At 67.5% G+C, this 17,148-nt stretch carries 12 protein-coding genes and 1 tRNA gene; 6 read left to right on the forward strand and 7 right to left on the reverse strand.

Features of this window, described 5'->3' with window-relative positions:
* Window positions 1–119: 119 nt before the first annotated feature.
* Window positions 120–196, reverse strand: a tRNA-Arg gene (locus ABD974_RS16690).
* 76 nt (window positions 197–272) lie between these two features.
* On the opposite strand from ABD974_RS16690, the gene ubiA reads away from it, so the two are divergent.
* From ubiA to ABD974_RS16720, 6 genes are all read left to right on the forward strand, one after another.
* Entirely contained in the window at window positions 273–1,172 is a 900-nt protein-coding gene (gene ubiA, locus ABD974_RS16695) for a 4-hydroxybenzoate octaprenyltransferase (protein ID WP_345304475.1), read from the forward strand.
* A gap of 533 nt (window positions 1,173–1,705) precedes the next feature.
* On the forward strand, window positions 1,706–4,435 hold the full coding sequence (locus ABD974_RS16700) for a TonB-dependent receptor (RefSeq protein WP_345304476.1): 2,730 nt from the start codon (window positions 1,706–1,708) through the stop codon (window positions 4,433–4,435).
* A gap of 231 nt (window positions 4,436–4,666) precedes the next feature.
* Window positions 4,667–5,149 carry a CAP domain-containing protein gene (locus ABD974_RS16705; RefSeq protein ID WP_345304477.1) on the forward strand — a complete coding sequence of 161 codons (483 nt, stop codon included), beginning with the start codon at window positions 4,667–4,669 and terminating at the stop codon, window positions 5,147–5,149.
* Between the two features lie 150 nt (window positions 5,150–5,299).
* Window positions 5,300–7,138 (forward strand): IPT/TIG domain-containing protein, encoded by a 1,839-nt coding sequence (locus tag ABD974_RS16710; protein ID WP_345304478.1) that lies wholly within the window; start codon window positions 5,300–5,302, stop codon window positions 7,136–7,138.
* Between the two features lie 255 nt (window positions 7,139–7,393).
* Window positions 7,394–7,795, forward strand: coding sequence for an excalibur calcium-binding domain-containing protein (locus ABD974_RS16715; RefSeq protein ID WP_345304479.1), 402 nt, complete (start codon window positions 7,394–7,396; stop codon window positions 7,793–7,795).
* A 236-nt stretch (window positions 7,796–8,031) separates the two neighbouring features.
* Window positions 8,032–8,496, forward strand: coding sequence for a hypothetical protein (locus tag ABD974_RS16720; protein WP_345304480.1), 465 nt, complete (start codon window positions 8,032–8,034; stop codon window positions 8,494–8,496).
* A 125-nt stretch (window positions 8,497–8,621) separates the two neighbouring features.
* Here ABD974_RS16720 and ABD974_RS16725 read toward each other — a convergent pair whose 3' ends face one another.
* The 6 genes from ABD974_RS16725 to ABD974_RS16750 all read right to left on the reverse strand — a co-directional run bounded on the left by ABD974_RS16725 (window position 8,622) and on the right by ABD974_RS16750 (window position 17,102).
* Complete coding sequence (locus ABD974_RS16725; RefSeq protein WP_345304481.1) at window positions 8,622–9,260, reverse strand: bifunctional 4-hydroxy-2-oxoglutarate aldolase/2-dehydro-3-deoxy-phosphogluconate aldolase; 639 nt, start codon at window positions 9,258–9,260, stop codon at window positions 8,622–8,624.
* A gap of 11 nt (window positions 9,261–9,271) precedes the next feature.
* Entirely contained in the window at window positions 9,272–10,267 is a 996-nt protein-coding gene (gene glk / locus ABD974_RS16730; protein ID WP_345304482.1) for a glucokinase, read from the reverse strand.
* A gap of 25 nt (window positions 10,268–10,292) precedes the next feature.
* Window positions 10,293–12,143 (reverse strand): phosphogluconate dehydratase, encoded by a 1,851-nt coding sequence (gene edd, locus ABD974_RS16735; RefSeq protein ID WP_345304483.1) that lies wholly within the window; start codon window positions 12,141–12,143, stop codon window positions 10,293–10,295.
* Between the two features lie 40 nt (window positions 12,144–12,183).
* A complete protein-coding gene (pgl, locus tag ABD974_RS16740) occupies window positions 12,184–12,888 on the reverse strand; it encodes a 6-phosphogluconolactonase (protein ID WP_345304484.1) in 705 nt (234 codons plus the stop codon).
* A gap of 10 nt (window positions 12,889–12,898) precedes the next feature.
* A complete protein-coding gene (gene zwf, locus ABD974_RS16745) occupies window positions 12,899–14,362 on the reverse strand; it encodes a glucose-6-phosphate dehydrogenase (RefSeq protein WP_345304485.1) in 1,464 nt (487 codons plus the stop codon).
* Between the two features lie 340 nt (window positions 14,363–14,702).
* The gene (locus ABD974_RS16750; protein ID WP_345304486.1) at window positions 14,703–17,102 is read right to left on the reverse strand and encodes a TonB-dependent receptor; all 2,400 of its coding nucleotides are present in this window, start codon (window positions 17,100–17,102) and stop codon (window positions 14,703–14,705) included.
* Between the last annotated feature and the right edge of the window lie 46 nt (window positions 17,103–17,148).

Genomic DNA, 17,148 nt, shown 5'->3' on the forward strand with positions numbered 1-17,148 from the left:
AGCGTTGCGGCCGCCCCACATCCGTCGATGCTTTCCATCACGTTCGCCGGGCTCGCGATCGAACACCCGATGCTGCCGGCCTGATATTTCCGGACGGACTCGTGTGTCCGCAGGAAAAATGGCGCGCCTGGAGGGATTCGAACCCCCGACCAACGGCTTCGGAAGCCGCTACTCTATCCGGCTGAGCTACAGGCGCGTGCCGCCTATTCTCCCCGATTCGGGCGGGCGGCGCGAGCTTTCCGCGCGGCGACCCCGGACCCACGACCGGACCGATGAGCGAAACCTCCGACATTTCCGCTGAAATTCCCGTCTGGCGCGAGCGTCTGCGCCAGTACTGGGCGCTGGTGCGCGGCGACCGGCCGATCGGCTGGCTGCTGCTGCTGTGGCCGACCTGGTGGGGCCTGTGGCTGGCCGCGGAGGGCGTGCCGCCGTGGTGGACGCTGGTGGTGTTCTCGCTGGGCGTATGGCTGACGCGTTCAGCCGGCTGCGTGATCAACGACTACGCCGACCGCTGGTTGGACCCGCTGGTCGAGCGCACACGGGGGCGGCCGCTGGCCACCGGCGCGGTGCGCGGCCGCGAGGCGCTGGCGGTGTTCGCGGTGCTGATGCTGGTCGCGTTCGCGCTGGTGTCGACGATGAACCGGCTGACGCTCCTGATGAGCGTGGTCGGCGTGTTCCTGGCCGCCAGCTATCCCTATCTCAAGCGCTACACCTATCTGCCGCAGGTCTATCTCGGGCTGGCGTTCGGCTGGGGCATCCCGATGGGCTTCGCGGCGATCCGCGGCGAGGTGCCGGCGATCGCCTGGGTGCTGTACGTCGCCAACATCTTCTGGACCACCGGCTACGACACCTGGTACGCGATGGTCGATCGCGAGGACGACCTGCGCGCGGGTTCGAAGTCGACCGCGATCCTGTTCGGCGATCTCGATCTGGTCGCGCTCGGGGTGCTGTACGCGCTGTTCTTCGCCGGTCTGGCGCTGATCGGCCGGCAGATGACGCTGGGCGCGGCGTACTGGGCGGGGCTCGGCGTCGCCGGTCTGTTGGTCGGTTACCAATTCGCCATCGGCCGCAGCCGCGCGCGCGACGCCTGTTTCCGCGCGTTCCTCAACAACCATTGGGTGGGGATGGCGGTGTTCGTCGGCCTGGCGGTGGCGTTCTGGACGAAGGGCTGAGGCCGGAGCGACCGGACCTGTCACCGGCGCCCCTGCGGGAGCGACCGATTGCAGGCCTTCAACAGCCGAAGGCTGGTCAACACCTGCCGAGGACTGTCGCGACTTCCGTCGCTCCCACAGGAGCTGCCTCCGACGTCTGCGGGCCTGAACGATCCTCCCGCGACGTTGCGGCGGGCCGGTGTCCTCGCCCCGCGAGGGTGCCGCCCGCGGCGATCTGGCCTTTCCAGGGAAACCCGGTTGCTGCGGTCAGTGCCAAGGTCAGGCAGGCGGCGAGCGGGGCCCGGCAGCGGCGGGAACGGGGCTGTCAAAGACGACGATTTCCACCCGTTCGTGCGCCCATGACGCTGATTTGAACGGGTTTTTGCATGAATACGTATGCAGGCACCTTCCCCCCGTGCGGCCACCGACTACCATCGCGGCTGCATGCCGGGGACAGGCTGGACTCCGGACATGCCGGGAACTGCGGAACCTCGCCTCAGACGGGAATCGCGCATGGACCTGCCAACGAATTCCAGTTGCTGTGGAGGGGATCCATGCAGCCTTTGAAGCGAAACCTGTTGAGCGTGGCGCTGGCTTCGGCCACGCTGATGCTGGCCAACAGCGCCTATGCGCAGTCGGCCGACCAGAACCAAACCCAGGCCGAAGACATCGATGAGATCAAGGTCGTCGGCATCCGTCGCAGTATCGAGGCCTCGACCGAGACCAAGCGCGAATCGACGTCGATCGTCGAAGCGATCTCGGCCGAAGACATCGGCAAACTGCCCGACACGTCGATCGCCGACTCGCTCGCGCGCCTGCCGGGTCTGACCGCGCAGCGCTTCGGCGGCCGTCCGCAGGAAATCAACATCCGCGGCTTCGCCGGCGACTTCTCGACCACCACGCTCAACGGTCGCGAGCAGGTCAGCCTCGGCAACAACCGCGGCGTCGAGTTCGACCAGTACCCGTCGGAACTCGTCAGTCAGGTGCTCGTCTACAAGACGCCCGATGCCCAACTCGTCGGCCAGGGCCTCTCCGGCACCGTCGACCTGAAAACCGTGCGTCCGCTGGCCTTCGGCAAACGCGCCTTCGCCGCCAACGTCCGCGGCGACATGAACAAGGTCGGCGACGAGAAGGAGAACGGCTACCGCTACAGCTTCTCCTACATCGACCAGTTCGCCGACAACACCGTCGGCATCGCCCTCGGCTACGCCCACCTCAACAATCCCGGTCAGGCCAAGCAGTTCGGCGACACCTGGGGTTACGACGGCGGCGGCCTGTTCGGCGGCGGCAAGCTCTATGACCTCGAAAATGACAACGAGCGCGACGGCCTGATGGGCGTGCTCGAATTCCGTCCGAACGAGAACTACCACACCGTCCTCGATATCTTCTATTCGCAGTTCGATCGTGAAGAGCAGAAGCGCGGCATGGAATTCGCCGGTGCCTTCGGCGGCACGGTCCAGCCGGGAAGCACGCCGGCCAACACCTCGTTCACCAATATCAATCCGGTGATCCGCAACGATTTCAACGCCACCTACGACGATCTGTTCGCCATCGGCTGGAAGCACGAACTTCGCCTGAGCGAGCACTGGACCGCCACCGCCGACATCGGCTACTCCGATGCCAAGCGCAAGGAGCGGATCCTCGAGACCTACGCGGGCGTCGATCCGGCGCTGGCGCGCGACACGCTCAACGTGGTGTTCGATCCGGATGGCTTCTTCCGTCACGACTTCGGTTACGACTACGGCGATCCGAACATCCTCCGCCTCGGCGATGCCGGCGGCTGGGGCCAGGACGGTTACATCAAGGACTTCGAGGTCAACGACAGCCTGAGTTCGTTCCGCCTCGACTTCGAGCGCAGCTTCGACGACGGCTGGTTCAGCAGTCTCGAATTCGGCGCCAACCTGACCGACCGCACCAAGAGCCGCGCCTCGAACGAAGCCTTCCTGGACCTCAGCGCCTGCCTCGGCGGCGTCTCGCCGGCCTGCACCGACGGCTTCTCGCAGCCGATCCCGACCGATCTGCGCACCAACTCCGCCTTCAACGCCTACGGCGTCGGCTCGATCTACGGTTACGACGCACTCCGTGCGTACCAGACCTTGTATACCCGCCGCGCCAACGCGAACGGCGATATTTCGAACAAGAACTGGGAAGTCAACGAGCAGGTCACCACCGCTTACGTCCAGGCCAACATCAACACCGAGATCGGTTCGATCCCGGTCAAGGGCAATATCGGCTTCCAGGCAGTCAGCGTCGATCAGTCCTCGCGCGGATCGGAGACATTCCAGGGCGGCGGCAATGGCCGTCCGCTCGAAGCAGGCGCCGCCTACACCGATTTCCTGCCCAGCCTGAATCTCTCGTTCGATCTGCCTTGGGATCAGGTCGTACGTGTCGGCGCCGGTCGTCAGGTGGCACGTCCGCGCATGGACGATCTGCGCGCGAACAATAATGTGAGCATCGGCGTCGGTCTCGCGGAGAATCCGCTGACGGGCGCACCCAATGTGATCGATCCCGCCACAGGACAGCTCACCCGCTTCTGGATGCGCGATGGCGGCAATCCGAAGCTCAAGCCGTGGGAAGCCAACGCCTACGACGTTTCGTACGAAAAATATTTCGGCGGAAGCAAGGCCTATGTCAGCCTCGCGTACTTCTACAAGGACCTGAGGACCTACATCTATCGCGAGCAGGGCATTTTCGACATCAACGATACTTCGATCACGCCTGCCGATTACCCGGTCAATCCGCTGCTTGTCCCGCCCAGCAATCTCGGTGGCTTCACCCGCCCTGTCAATGGCGAGGGTGGCACCATCAAGGGCTTCGAGTTCGCCGTTTCGGTGCCGCTGGACGTGCTGTGGGAACCGCTGCTCGGCTTCGGCATTCAGGCCAACTATTCGGACACCAAGAGCAGTATCCAGCCCCTCGGCCCCGACTTCCCGGATGAACCGCTGCCGGGCCTGTCGAAGTACATCTCGAACATCACCGCCTACTACGAGCGCTTCGGCTTCTCGGCGCGCGTCAGCCAGCGTCACCGCTCGGCGTTCGTGGGTGAAGTGCAGGGCTTCGGCGGCGATCGCACCCGTCGCACCTTCGAAGGCGAGACCGTCACCGACGTCCAGCTGGGTTACACCTTCCAGTCGGGCCCGCTCGAGAATCTCGGCATCCTCCTGCAGGTCAACAACCTGGAGAACGAACCCTTCCGTTCGTCCTTCAACGGCAACAGCGCGCAGCCGCGCGAGTACTTCGAATACGGCCGCACCTACCTGTTCGGCGTGAACTACCGCTTCTAAGCAACACTCTCGACAGGCGAGCTTGGCCCTTGTCCGGTTTCCCCCCCGGGCAAGGGCCTTTTCTTTGGTGGCGCCAGCCGCGACGGACGCCGCAGTTCCGCGCGCAGGGTGGGCGCTAGACTCGCCCGATCTTCCGGTGAATGCCGCATGCCCGAGCCGCGCGATCGATCCGCAACCAGTCGCCATCGAATCCGGTGGGCATCGCTGCTGATCGTCGCCGCATGTCTTCCGGTGGCCCGGGCCGACGACGGCGATGCCACATCGCAGCTGATCGACCGCGTCTTCGACTATCGCGCGCAGAACGGACTGCCGGCGATTCCGCTGTCCGATGCCATGACCCGGGTCGCGCGCGCGCATGTCGCCGACCTCGAACGCCATCCGCCGCGTGGCCGCTGCACTGCCCACAGCTGGTCGACCGACGGACCGTGGTCCGCCTGCTGTTACACCCCGGAACACGACGAGGCGCGCTGCATGTGGGACAAGCCGCGCGAGATCACCCGCGGCGCCTACACCGGCGACGGCTTCGAGATCGTCTGCTGGAACGAAGACGGCATGACCGCGGACGCCGCGATGGCGTGCTGGCGTAACAGCCGTCAGCACCATGGCGTGCTGCTCAACCGCGGTCCCTGGCGCGACACGCCGTGGCGCGCGCTCGGCGTGAGCGTGTCCCGGCACTATGCGGTGATCTGGCTGGGGCAGGTGGCGGAGCGCTGAGCGCGCCGGCCGGATTGACCCGCCCGCGCAACGTCCTGCACCATCGGCCGCATCGACAGGGGGTCGACGGCATCGCGCATGCGACGCCGGAACAAGACGCGCGAACACCACCCTGCGATCCGAATTCCCTTCCGACGCAGGACGCACACCATGTCGCAGGACGCCAGCAGCGGTTCAAGCGCTTCGATCACCGCCATCTCGCCGACCCAGGGGCCGACCACCGGCGGCACCCTCGTCACCATCACCGGCAGCGGTTTCACCGGCGCCACAGCCGTGCAGTTCGGCGTCGTGGGTGCGAATCCGGTGACGGTCACCGACACCGAGGTCACCGTGCTTTCGCCCGCGCAGGCGCTCGGCACCGTGGACGTGCGCGTGAACGTGCCGACGGGGCTCTCGCCGGTCGTGACCGCGGATCAGTTCACCTACGCGGTGCCGCAGACCGAAAACGCGGTGTTCGCGATCGTCAACAAGACCGGCGTGCCCGACGATCTGGTGTACGTGAAATTCCTCGGCGCGCAGATCAACGCCGGCAGCGTCGCGCAGACCTATGGCGACGCGCAGCCGCTCGGCACCGGCAGCGCGACCTCGACCGCGTCCTACAGTCTCGCCGCGATGACCGCCACGATTCCGGGCGCACCGGCGTCGCTGGGCGCGTTGCCGACGTTCGCGATCAACGATTACTCCGGCGGGCGGATCTACTTCAGCCTCGGCGCGGCGCTGAATTCGACCACGATCCCGGCGGCGCAGAACCCGGACGATCCCGATTTCAACACCGTCTACGCTTATGTCGAGCCGTCGGTCTTTCCGAACGCCACGCTCGGGTCGACCAACCTCGATGCGTCCTACGTCGACTTCGTCGGCATTCCGATCTCGATCGCGATCCGCAATCTCGCCGACGGCTCGCTGGCGAATCCACCGGCCAACAATCCGCTGTCCTCGCCGTCGGGCATGTCGCTGTTCGACGCGCTGACCGGTGACGCCAATGTGCCGACGGGCACCGTCGTCGCCGCGAGCACGGTCGCCAATGCCGGCACCTTCGGCATCACCGGGACCGCGCGCATTCTCTCGCCCTCGCTGTACGTCCCGACGATGATCGCCAACGCCCAGCCGTATCACGACTGGACAAGCAGCGGCGGCCTGATCGACACGCTGCAGCAGCAGGGCACGTCGCTGAGCGTCGCCAGCTACACCACCATCGACAGCGGCGTGTCGGTGTCCTTGGGTACCCTGTTCGGATTCGCGGGCAGCCCCGGCTCCACCATCGCGACGGCCTGGAGCCAGGGGCAGTCGTATGCCCTCACCGCAACCGCCGTGAGCGATCTCAATCCCTCAGGCGCGAACCCGCGCATCCCGACCCTGCAGGGCGTGCCGGGCATGATCCTCAGCGGCAACGGCGGCGTGGTCGGCGACTTCAGCGTCTATCTCAAGAACACCGATCTCGATCAGCCCAGCGGCATCTACGGCGCGAATCCGCCGTACATCGTCGACTGGACCGCGGATCCCGGCGGCGCGACCGCCTATCCGCAGACGCAGATCGAGAACGACCTCGCCGGTCGCGTCGTCGGCGACCTGCTCGCCGGCTTCAACTTCGGCTGGGCCGCGAGCACGCGCGTCGTCGCCGATCACGCGACCGCCACGGGCACCGCATCGGCCCTCGCCGGCACCGTATTCGATGTCGCCAGCGGCACCCTCGCGCAGCAACAGATCGGCCAACTCAGTACCGGACAACTGTTCTATCTGCTGTCGCTGCAGCCGGATACCGCCACGCTCGCGCAATGGTTCGGCGCGTCGATCCAGCCCAACCAGCCGACCCTCTACAACAACTACGCCAGCGATTTCCAAAGCCTGACCAAGGCCTACAACATGGCCTTCACCGACCGCCTGCAGGGTCCCAGCGACCCCGACATGTTCTTCACCCCGAGCCCGGATATCTACGTCGAAATCACACTGCTGCCCGGTGCGTACAAGGCGACCACGCGGCCGGTGTGATGACACCGCAGCCTGCGGATGCACGTCCTGCTGCGTGCATCCGCACATCGCTGTGCCATTGGCGCAATGAATCGAATATTGCATGTCGATTGCGGCAACCATCGACATGCATGCCTTGCAGCACAGAGACCATGATTCACTCTGCGCCCTGCCGCTGGCGGATACGCGAAAGTGATTGACACGCGTTGCGCGCGAGCAACAGACTCGAGACACGCTTCGGATCGAAGCGCGGACGTTCCACAGGGGGAATGCCGCATGGCCAGGGCAGGCGCGGAAATACTGACGCGTACGGTGTCATCGAAACGCAATCCTGCGGTGCAGGCGTTCGCTGCGACATTCGCGCTGTGCTTCACCGGCCACGCTGCCGCGCACGGCGGCGGACTCGACAAACACGGTTGCCACAACGATCGCAAACGCGGCAGCTATCACTGCCATCGCGGTGGTGCAGCACCGGCATCCCGCGATGCGCCGAACGCCTACGACGTCTCCCCATCTCGACTTGCGCCCGCACGCGCCGCACCGGGATCGCGCGCATTCGCGAACTGCAGCGAAGCGCGCGCAACCGGCGCAGCGCCCGTGCGTCGCGGCGACCCCGGCTACGGACCGCATCTGGATCGCGATGGCGATGGCGTGGGGTGCGAGCCGCGACGGCGATGAAGCGGGTTGATACCGCGTAGGCTGGGCTGCCAAGCCCAGCCCGATGTTCGAAGTTCGATGAAAAAGCTGGGCTTTCCAGCCCAGCCTACGCCGCTTCGTCGATGCCATCGTGCGATCGAGCGAACGCTTCACCCATCGCGTCATCGCCGTGCATCGGAAGATGGTGTCGCTACGATTGCCGCGCCTGGCAGCCGAAGGTATCGTCTGCCGTCATCCCATCGCAAAGCGCCTCGCCGATGCCCCTGACGCCCATCCCCGCAGCCGTCGATCTCGAAGAATTGATCCAGGCGCTCGATTGGGCGTCGGACACGTCGGGGCTGGGCAACATGGCGTTCGTTTCGCGCGAAACCGGGCAGGTCTTCCTGACCTCGGACGAAGATTTCGGCGATGCGCCCAATGCGGCGTTGCCGTCGGATCTCGACGACGTGGCGAGATACGCGATCGTGCCGACGCGGCACGATCTGCGTCTGGGCAAGCGGCTTGCGGTGCGCTTCGTGCAGGCGTCGTTGCCGGCGCGGTTGGAGGACACCTACGAGATGTTCGCGTCGCGCGGTGCGTATGCGCGGTTCAAGGCGATGCTGGAGAGCGAACGGGCGCTGGATGCGTGGCATGCGTTCGAGGCCGAGGCGGTCGAACGCGCGCTGCGCGAATGGGCGGAGTCGGAAATGCTCGCCGTCGCGGCGAGCGGGCCCAGGCATTGATGCGAGTTGGTTGAACGCGATCGATGTAGGCTGGGCTGCCAAGCCCAGCCGTGATGCTTGACGAAAATGCTGGGCTTGGCAGCCCAGCCTACGGGAAGCCAGCCTGCGTCGATAACCCGCCGGCGTCAGCCGCGCAGCACGGCGGCGGCCTGGGCGAGTGCGCCGATCGTGGGCCAGTCCTTCGCCTTCAACGCGTCGCCCGGCACCATCCACGATCCGCCCACGGTGATCACGTTGGGCAGCGCGAGATAGGACGGCGCCTTCGCGGCGTCGATGCCGCCGGTGGGGCAGAACTTCACCTGCGCGAACGGACCGGCGAAGCCCTTGAGCGCGGGAATGCCGCCGCTGGATTCGGCGGGGAAGAACTTGAAGCGGGTCCAGCCGTGTTCGAGGCCGCGCATCAGTTCGCTGGCGGTGGCGATGCCGGGCAACAGCGGAATGCCGGCCTGTGTCGCCGCGGCGTAGAGCGTATCGGTGCCGCCGGGCGAGATCGCGAACGATGCGCCCGCTTCCTCGACCGCGGCGAGGTCGGCCGCGGTGAGCACGGTGCCGGCGCCGACGATCGCACCGGGGACGGTGCGCATGCGGCGGATGACCTCGAGCGCGACCGGCGTGCGCAGGGTGATTTCGAGGACCGGCAGGCCGGCGGCGACCAGGGTTTCGGCCAGTGGAATCGCGTCGTCGACATCGGCGACGGCCAGCACCGGCACCACCGGCGCCTGGCGGAGGATGTCATCGATGCGTTGCAGGGTCTCGGGCGTCATCGTGCGGCATCTCATCGTGATGTTTCTGAAGCGAGGTCGGCGCGCAGCGCCATGGCGGCGCCGAGCAGGCCCGGGCCGGTGTGGGTGATCACGCGGATATTGACCGATTCGAGATATGCGGCGAAGCGGCCCTTGGCGAGGAAGCGTTCGCGGAAGGCGCTGCTGCGCAGGAACGGCACGAAGCGCGGGACGATGCCGCCGGCGATCATCACCGTGCGCGAGCCGTGGATCAGCGCGGCGTCGCCGGCGACGCTGCCGAGCACGGCGCAGAAGCGCGCGAGCGTGCGGCGTGCGGCGAGGTCGTGGCCTTCCAGCGCGGCGATCACGATGTCGGCCGGTTCGCGCAGCGCCTCGTGCTGGCCGGTGGCGTGATCGACCGCGCCGCGCAGCACCGCGTCGATGTGCGACAGTCCGCTGCCGCAGAGCAGGCGTTCGTTGGAGACGCGGCCGAAGCGCGCGGTGAACCAGCGCGCGATGTTGAGCTCCTCGTCGCCCAGCGGCGCGAAGCTGACGTGCCCGCCTTCGGTTTCGACCACCTGCCAGCGGCCGGCGCCGCCGACCAGCATCGCGACGCCGAGGCCGGTGCCCGGGCCGAGCACGGTGATCGGGCCGTGCAGGGTCGGTTCGTCGCCGCCGTGGATCGCGATCTGTTCGTTCGCGTGCAGCGCGGGCACCGACCACGCCACCGCGCCGAAATCGTTGAGCACGTGCAGCGTGTCCAGCGCGAGCGCGCGCTGCAGTTCGCTGCGCGTGAACGACCAGGCGCGGTTGGTGAGCCGGATCTCCTCGCCGTTGACCGGACTGGCGACCGCGATCGCGGCGTGGTGCGGTTTGGCGCCGACGCCGTCGAGATAGTGTTCGGCCGCGTGCTGCAGGCTGGCGAACCGCGAGGCATCGAGGCTGCGCGGTTCGAGCACCTGCGCGGTGGCCGCGGACAGATCGGTCAGCGCGAAGCGCGCGTTGGTGCCGCCGATGTCGGCGATCAGCGCGAGCGGGGAAGCGGTCACGGTGTCTTTCATCGCTCGGCGGTCCTCAGCGGTGCGCGTGCAGCGTGTCGTCGGCGACATCATTGGAGAACAGACTGCATGCGCCTTCCTCGGCGGTGCCGACGTTCGCGCGCATCAGGCCGAACAGCTCGCGGCCGAGGCCGTGGGCGTTGCCGGACAGGTCGGAGATCGACGGTGCGCGCGCGGCCCATTCCGCGTCGGCCACGTCGGCCTGCATGACGCCGGCTTCGGCGTCGATGCGGATCGGATCGCCGTCGCGCACCTTCGCGAGCGCGCCGCCGCAGGCCGTTTCCGGGCTGACGTGGATCGCGGCGAGCACCTTGCCGGAGGCGCCCGACATGCGGCCGTCGGTCAGCAGCGCGACGCGCTGGCCGCGATCCTGCAGCACCGAGAGGGTGGGCGTGAGTTTGTGCAGCTCCGGCATGCCGTTCGCGCGCGGGCCCTGGCCGCGGATCACCGCGACGAAGTCCCCGCCCAGCGCGCCGGCCTTGAACGCATCGAGCAGCGCGTCCTGCGAGTCGAAGACCTTCGCCGGTGCGGCGATCGCACGATGTTCGGGCGCGACCGCGGAGATCTTCACCACCGCGCGGCCGAGATTGCCCTGCAGGCGACGGAGACCGCCTTCGCGATCGAAGGGCTCGGCCACGCCGCGCACGATCGCGGTGTCGCCCGATTGCGTGGGCGGTGCGCGCCAGACCAGCGACGTGCCGTCGAGCGCGGGCGCCTGCGCCTGCTGGCGCAGATCGCCGCCGTGCACGCAGCGGATGTCGGCGTGCATCAGGCCGGCGTCGATGAGCTCGCGGATGATGAAGCCCAGTCCGCCGGCGGTGTGGAAGTGATTCACGTCGGCGCTGCCGTTCGGATACACGCGCGCCAGTAGCGGCGTGGCCTGCGACAGTTCGTCGAGATCGTCCCAGTCGATGATCAGGCCCGCGGCGCGCGCGATCGCGACCAGATGCAGCGCGTGATTGGTCGAACCGCCGGTGGCGGCGAGGCCGACCATCGCGTTGACGATGGCCTTCTCGTCCACCGTCCTGCCGATCGGGCGATAGTCGTCGCCGAGGTGGGTGATACGCAGCGCCTGCTCGGTTGCGGCCACGGTCAGCGCGTCGCGCAGCGGCGTGTTCGGATTGACGAAGGCGGTGCCCGGCATGTGCAGGCCCATCACTTCCATCAGCATCTGGTTGGAATTCGCGGTGCCGTAGAACGTGCAGGTGCCGGCGCCGTGATATGAGGCGGATTCTGCTTCCAGCAGTTCGTCGCGGCTGGCCTTGCCTTCCGCATAACGCTGCCGCACCGCGGCCTTTTCCTTGTTCGGCAGGCCGGAGGGCATCGGCCCGGCGGGCACGAAGATCACCGGCAGATGGCCGAAACTCAGCGCGCCGATCAGCAGGCCGGGCACGATCTTGTCGCACACGCCGAGCATCAGCGCGGCGTCGAACATCTCGTGCGACAGCGCCACCGCGGTGGACAGCGCCACGGTGTCGCGCGAGAACAGCGACAGCTCCATGCCGGTGCGGCCCTGGGTCACGCCGTCGCACATCGCCGGCACGCCGCCGGCGACCTGCGCGCTGCCGCCGGCGTTGCGCGCGGCCATCCGGATCAGGGTCGGATACTGCTCCATCGGCTGATGCGCCGAGAGCATGTCGTTGTAGGCGGTGACGATGCCGATGTTGCCGCCGGCGCCGGTTTTCAGCATCGGCTTGTCGCTGCCGGACGCGGCGAAGGCATGGGCGAGATTGCCGCAGCCCAGATGGCGGCGCGTCGGGCCCTGCGGCCGCGCGGCGTCGACGCGCGCGAGATAGGTCTCGCGGGTGCGCCGGCTCTTGTCCGCGATGCGCGCGGTGACGCGTTCGACGACGGGATGGAGGCTCATGACAACACACTCACGACGGCAGGCTCATGGCAGCGGCTCATCAGGGGCTCCAGTGGATGTGCACCGTGGCGTCCGGCGCGTGCAGCAGCGCGGAGATCGGCATCCGCAGCGGGTCGTGCGTCGCCTGCGCGGCGCGCAGCACGTCGCGCTTGCGCGCGCCGGTGACGATCAGGTGCAGGCCGCGCGCGCGCAGCAGCCGCGCGAGGCCCAGGGTGATGCGCGGGAACGGCGCTTCCGGCGGCAGCGGATCGGGAACGACGAGGAACGCATCCTCGCGCGCGTCCATCGTCATCGCCGCGGGCAGCGCCTCCGCGCCGGGGAACAGCGAAGCGGTATGCGCGTCTTCGCCCATGCCCAGCACGACGGCGTCGAAGGCGTCGCGATTCCGCGCGAGCATGTCGCGCGCGTGCCGCAGCGATGCCTGCGCGTCGCCTTCGGCGACGGTCAGCGCTTCGATCCGCAGGCCGTCGGCCGCGGCGAAGGCCTCGCGCAGCGCGGCGACGTTGCTGGCGGCGTGCGCATGCGCGACGCAGCGATCGTCGCCGGGCATCGCGACGATGTCCGACCAGGGCATCGACTCGGCGGCGAGCGCGCGATAGATCGGGAACGGGGTTCTGCCGCCGGCCAGCGCCAGCAGCGCGCGGCCGCGCGCCTGCAGCGCATCGGCGCAGGCCGCGTGCAGATGTCCGGCGACCGCCGCGGTCAGGGCGGCGGTGTCGGCATAGTCGTGTTCGATCCAGGCCATGGCCGTCGTCTCACTCGCGCCAGCTGTGGCCGTGGCGTTCGGTCATCGCGACCGCCGCGTTCGGGCCCCAGGTGCCGGCGGCATACGTCTTGGGCGCACTGCCGGCGTGGTTCCAGCCGTCGAGGATCGCATCGACCCACTGCCATGCCGCCTCGGTTTCGTCGCGACGCACGAACAGGGTGCCGTTGCCTTCAATCGCATCGAGATACAGGCGTTCGTAGGCGAGCCGGCGGCGCTCGTGCGCGAAGCGCTCGTCCAGATCCAGATCCAGCGACACCTGCGACAGGCGCAGGCCGCTGCGGTCGAGGCCAGGCGTCTTGTGCATCAGCTGCAGTTCGATGCGTTCTTCCGGCTGCAGTTTGATGATCAGCGCGTTCGGCTGGCTGGCGGCGCCGCCGCGGGCGAAGATCGAATGCGGCACTTCGCGGAACTGCAGGTAGATTTCCGTGCAGCGGTTCGGCATGCGCTTGCCGGTGCGCAGATAGAACGGCACGCCCGACCAGCGCCAGTTGTCGATGTGCGCGCGCATCGCGACGAAGGTTTCGGTGCGGCTGGCGCGGCCGAGCTCGTCGAGATAGCCCGGCACCGCCTTGCCGCCGATCGCGCCGGCGGTGTACTGGCCGGCGACGGTTTCCATGGCGACCTCGGCGCGGCCGATCGGGCGCAGCGAACGCAGCACCTTGATCTTCTCGTTGCGCACCGCGGTCGGCTCGAACTGCGACGGCGGCTCCATCGCGGTCAGGCACACCAGTTGCAGCAGATGGTTCTGCAGCATGTCGCGGATCGCGCCGGAATGGTCGTAGTAATCGCCGCGGCCTTCGACGCCGACGGTCTCGGCCACGGTGATCTGCACCTGTTCGATGTGGCGCGCGTTCCACAGCGGTTCGAACAGCGCATTGCCGAAGCGCAGCGCCAGCAGGTTCTGCACGCCTTCCTTGCCGAGGTAATGATCGACGCGGTAGACGCGGTCTTCGTCGAAGCTGCGGGTGACGCCGTCGTTGATCGCGATGGCTTCGGCCAGATCGTGGCCGATGGGTTTTTCCAGCATCACCCGGGTGCCGGGGCCGGCCAGACCGTGGCGGGCCAGCGCCGCGCAGGCCTGTTCGTAGAACTTCGGCGAGGTGCTGAGGTGATAGACGATGTCGCCGCTGCGCAGGCCCCGGATGCGCTCGGCCAGCGCGGCGACGGACGCGTCGTCGTCGAGCGAGGCCGGCTGGTAATGCACCCGTGCCAGCAGCGCCTGCAGGGTCGCGTCGTTGCGCTGTTCCGCCGGCACGAAGCGGGCGATGGCGTCGGCGACGAGGGTGCGGAACGCGTCGTCGTCGAGCGTGCTGCGCGCGGTGCCGAGGATCCGCATCGACGCCGGCAGCAGCCCGTCACCCTGCAGCCCGTACAGCGAGGGCAGGAGCATGCGCTGGGCGAGATCGCCGGTGGCGCCGAAGATGGTCAACAGCGAAGCGGGGGATGTGGTCACAGCGGGGTCCGTCGTGGAGAACCTGCAAGCGTAATCCGGAAGTATGGCGGAAAAGCATGCATACGTTTGCATGCCGCCATGCGCGGGCGTATGCGGTTTGCTGTGTACGTTTCGGAAATGCATGCTTCGGAACTGCGTGTTCCAGAACTGCGCGTTTCGGGAGGACATGTTTCGGGAATGCCTGCTTCAGGCATGCCTGCTTCAAGAATGCGTGTTTCAGAAACATGCGGCCCGGCGCGCCATCCGGTGCGCGCCGTTCAGGACAGCCGCGCTCCGCATGCGCGCAACGGCCCGGACTGGCCGGGCCGTTGCGTGTCCCGTGCGCCGTTGCCGGCGCCGGTCAGAAGCCGAAGCCGAAGTTCACGCCGATCACGCGCGGCGGCAGGTATTGCGACAGATAGATGAAGTTGCCGGGCGAGACCTGGGTGCGGCCGGCGTTGGTCCGGACGCGTCCGTCGGCGACGTTGTCGACGTACAGGTCCATCCACCATTTGCTCTGCGGCGCCTCGTAGCGCAGCGTGAAATCGCCGCGGGCATAGCTTTTCTGCTTGTCGCCGTCGCCGAGGTTGAACGGGCTGAGCCAGCTTTCGGTCTCGTAGTGCGCGCTGATCCGCGGCGTGATCCGGGCGCCGCTGGCGAGATCGAAATCGTGTTCGTAGGCGACATGCAGCTGCGCGTCCGGCGCGTGCGCCAGTTCGTTGCCGGTCACGTCCAGGCAGTTGCCGATGCCCGACGCCGGCGGGCACGCGGGCAGGCCCTGGTAGTCGTTGCTGCCGGCGTAGCGCAGGGTGCCGAGTTTTTTCTGGTGCAGCAGCGACAGCACCACCTGCAGGCGATCGTTGTCGGTGAGCCGCGCGTTCAGTTCGGACTCGAAGCCCGAGACCTTGGTGCTGCCTTCCACGTTGGAGAAGCCCAGCCCGCGGCTGCCGTCGACGAAGGTGATCGGCGCGGCAAGCTGGAAATCGCGGAAGTCCATGTAGAACAGCGCATTGTTCCAGGTGATGCGGCCGTTGCGGAAGCTGTTCTTGGTGCCGATCTCGTAACTGGTCAGGGTTTCGTGGTCGTACGGCACGCCGCCGTCCTGCAGACCGCCGGACTTGTAGCCGGTCGAGACCGAACCGTAGATCAGGAATTTGTCGGTGATGTCGCCGTCGGCGCGGATCAGCCACGTCGTCTGTTCGTGGTCGTACTCGCCATCGTTGATGCCGCCCACGCCGAAGCCGAAGCCGGTGCCCGGCCCGGGCGTGGTGCCGGTGGAGATCGGCACCTGCGGCACCGCCGGGTTGTATTGCCAGCCCCAGCCGCGACCGCCGTTGTTTTCCTTGTGATCGTCGGTATAGCGCAGGCCGCCGGTGAGGCGGACGTCGTCGCTGATGTTCCAGGTGGCCTGGCCGAAGATCGCGGTGGAAGACACTTTCTGCTCGGGCTGGATGAACGATCCCTGCCACGCCACGGTGCCCTGCTGGGTGCCGTTGAAGATCGGGATGTCGAAGCGGATGTCGTTCTCTTCCGCAGCGTAGTACAGGCCGAGGATCCAGTCGATCGTGTTCTCGCCGGTGGTCTTCAGGTTCAGCTCGTGGCTGTGGCTGAAGTAGTTCGAGTAGTTGGTGCGGTCCTGCTGGAAGGTCGCGCCGGTGGAGAAACTGGTGGGCACCTGGGCGCCGCCGTCCTGGTCGTAGTCGCTCGATCCGCTGAAATCGCTGATGCCCGCGATGTAGCTGAGGCTCAGATGGTCGTTGATGTCGTAGTCGACGCGGCTGCGCAGCGCGAGCACGTCGCGTTCGAGATGCGGCGCGACGTCGATCAGCGCCGACCAGAACGGCTGGCCCGCGCGCGGCTTCTGCATCAGGTTGGCGTTGGGCGTGCCGCGGTCGCGGAAATACTCGACCGACAGGTTCCAGCTCAGCGCGTCGCTGGGCTGCCACAGGCTGCTGATGCGGAACGCGGACTGGTTCTGCGCGTTGTACTTGTCGCCGCTGGTCACGAACAGGTTGGGATTGATCGGCTGGAAATCCGCCGCCGCGCCGCCGCTGGCCAGCCATGCGGCCTGCTGGTCGGCCAGCGAGGGAATCTGTCCGATCGGATCCTGGTAATCGACGTAACCGTCGTGTTGTTCGTGCGCGAACGCCACGCGCAGCGCCCAGGTGTCGGTCATCGGCACGTTGACCGCGGCGCGCGCGCCGAAGCGGTCGTATTCGCCGATGCCGAACTGCACCGTGCCCGAGCTGTCGCCGATCACCGGTCTGGCGGTCTGCATGTTCACCGCGCCGACCGTGGAGTTGCGGCCCCACAGCGTGCCCTGCGGGCCGCGCAGCACTTCCACCGAATCCAGATCCATCAGCAGCGCGGCGGCGCCTTCGGCGCGCGGCGTGTAGATGCCGTCGACGAACAGCGCGACCTCGGGGTCGGCGTATTCGGTCTTGGCGCTGTCGTTGCCGATGCCGCGCAGGGTGAGGGTGATCACGCCGTGGTCGCCCTGGGTGGTGGCCTGGAAGCCGGGCACCAGCGAGGTGACGTCCTGGACGGTCATCACGCGTTCCTTGTCGAGCGTGTCGGCGCTGATCGCCGAGATCGCGACGGGGGTGCGCTGCAGCGGCGTGCTGCGCTTGGTGGCGGTGACCACGATCTCGTCGAGTTGCTGATCGCCATCGCCCGTCGAAGGCGCGTCCTGCGCGCCCGCGTGGCCTGCCGCGAGCACGGCGAGGATGGTCGCGGACAGAGTCTTGTACCGGTGTTTCATCGAACGGGTCCTCCCCAGAAGTTTGAGTGTCGCGCAGCGCGTGGGC

This window comes from Lysobacter hankyongensis (assembly GCF_039543145.1).
In the GTDB taxonomy this organism is placed as follows: domain Bacteria; phylum Pseudomonadota; class Gammaproteobacteria; order Xanthomonadales; family Xanthomonadaceae; genus Lysobacter_I; species Lysobacter_I hankyongensis.

Coding starts and splice junctions, on each gene's coding strand:
- ABD974_RS16710 (WP_345304478.1), top strand. CDS start 5,300: ATGTCGCAGGACGCCAGCAGCGGTTCAAGCGCTTCGATCACCGCCATC.
- ABD974_RS16715 (WP_345304479.1), top strand. CDS start 7,394: ATGGCCAGGGCAGGCGCGGAAATACTGACGCGTACGGTGTCATCGAAA.
- ABD974_RS16750 (WP_345304486.1), bottom strand. CDS start 17,102: ATGAAACACCGGTACAAGACTCTGTCCGCGACCATCCTCGCCGTGCTC.
- ABD974_RS16700 (WP_345304476.1), top strand. CDS start 1,706: ATGCAGCCTTTGAAGCGAAACCTGTTGAGCGTGGCGCTGGCTTCGGCC.
- edd (WP_345304483.1), bottom strand. CDS start 12,143: ATGAGCCTCCATCCCGTCGTCGAACGCGTCACCGCGCGCATCGCGGAC.
- pgl (WP_345304484.1), bottom strand. CDS start 12,888: ATGGCCTGGATCGAACACGACTATGCCGACACCGCCGCCCTGACCGCG.
- ubiA (WP_345304475.1), top strand. CDS start 273: ATGAGCGAAACCTCCGACATTTCCGCTGAAATTCCCGTCTGGCGCGAG.
- ABD974_RS16720 (WP_345304480.1), top strand. CDS start 8,032: ATGCCCCTGACGCCCATCCCCGCAGCCGTCGATCTCGAAGAATTGATC.
- ABD974_RS16725 (WP_345304481.1), bottom strand. CDS start 9,260: ATGACGCCCGAGACCCTGCAACGCATCGATGACATCCTCCGCCAGGCG.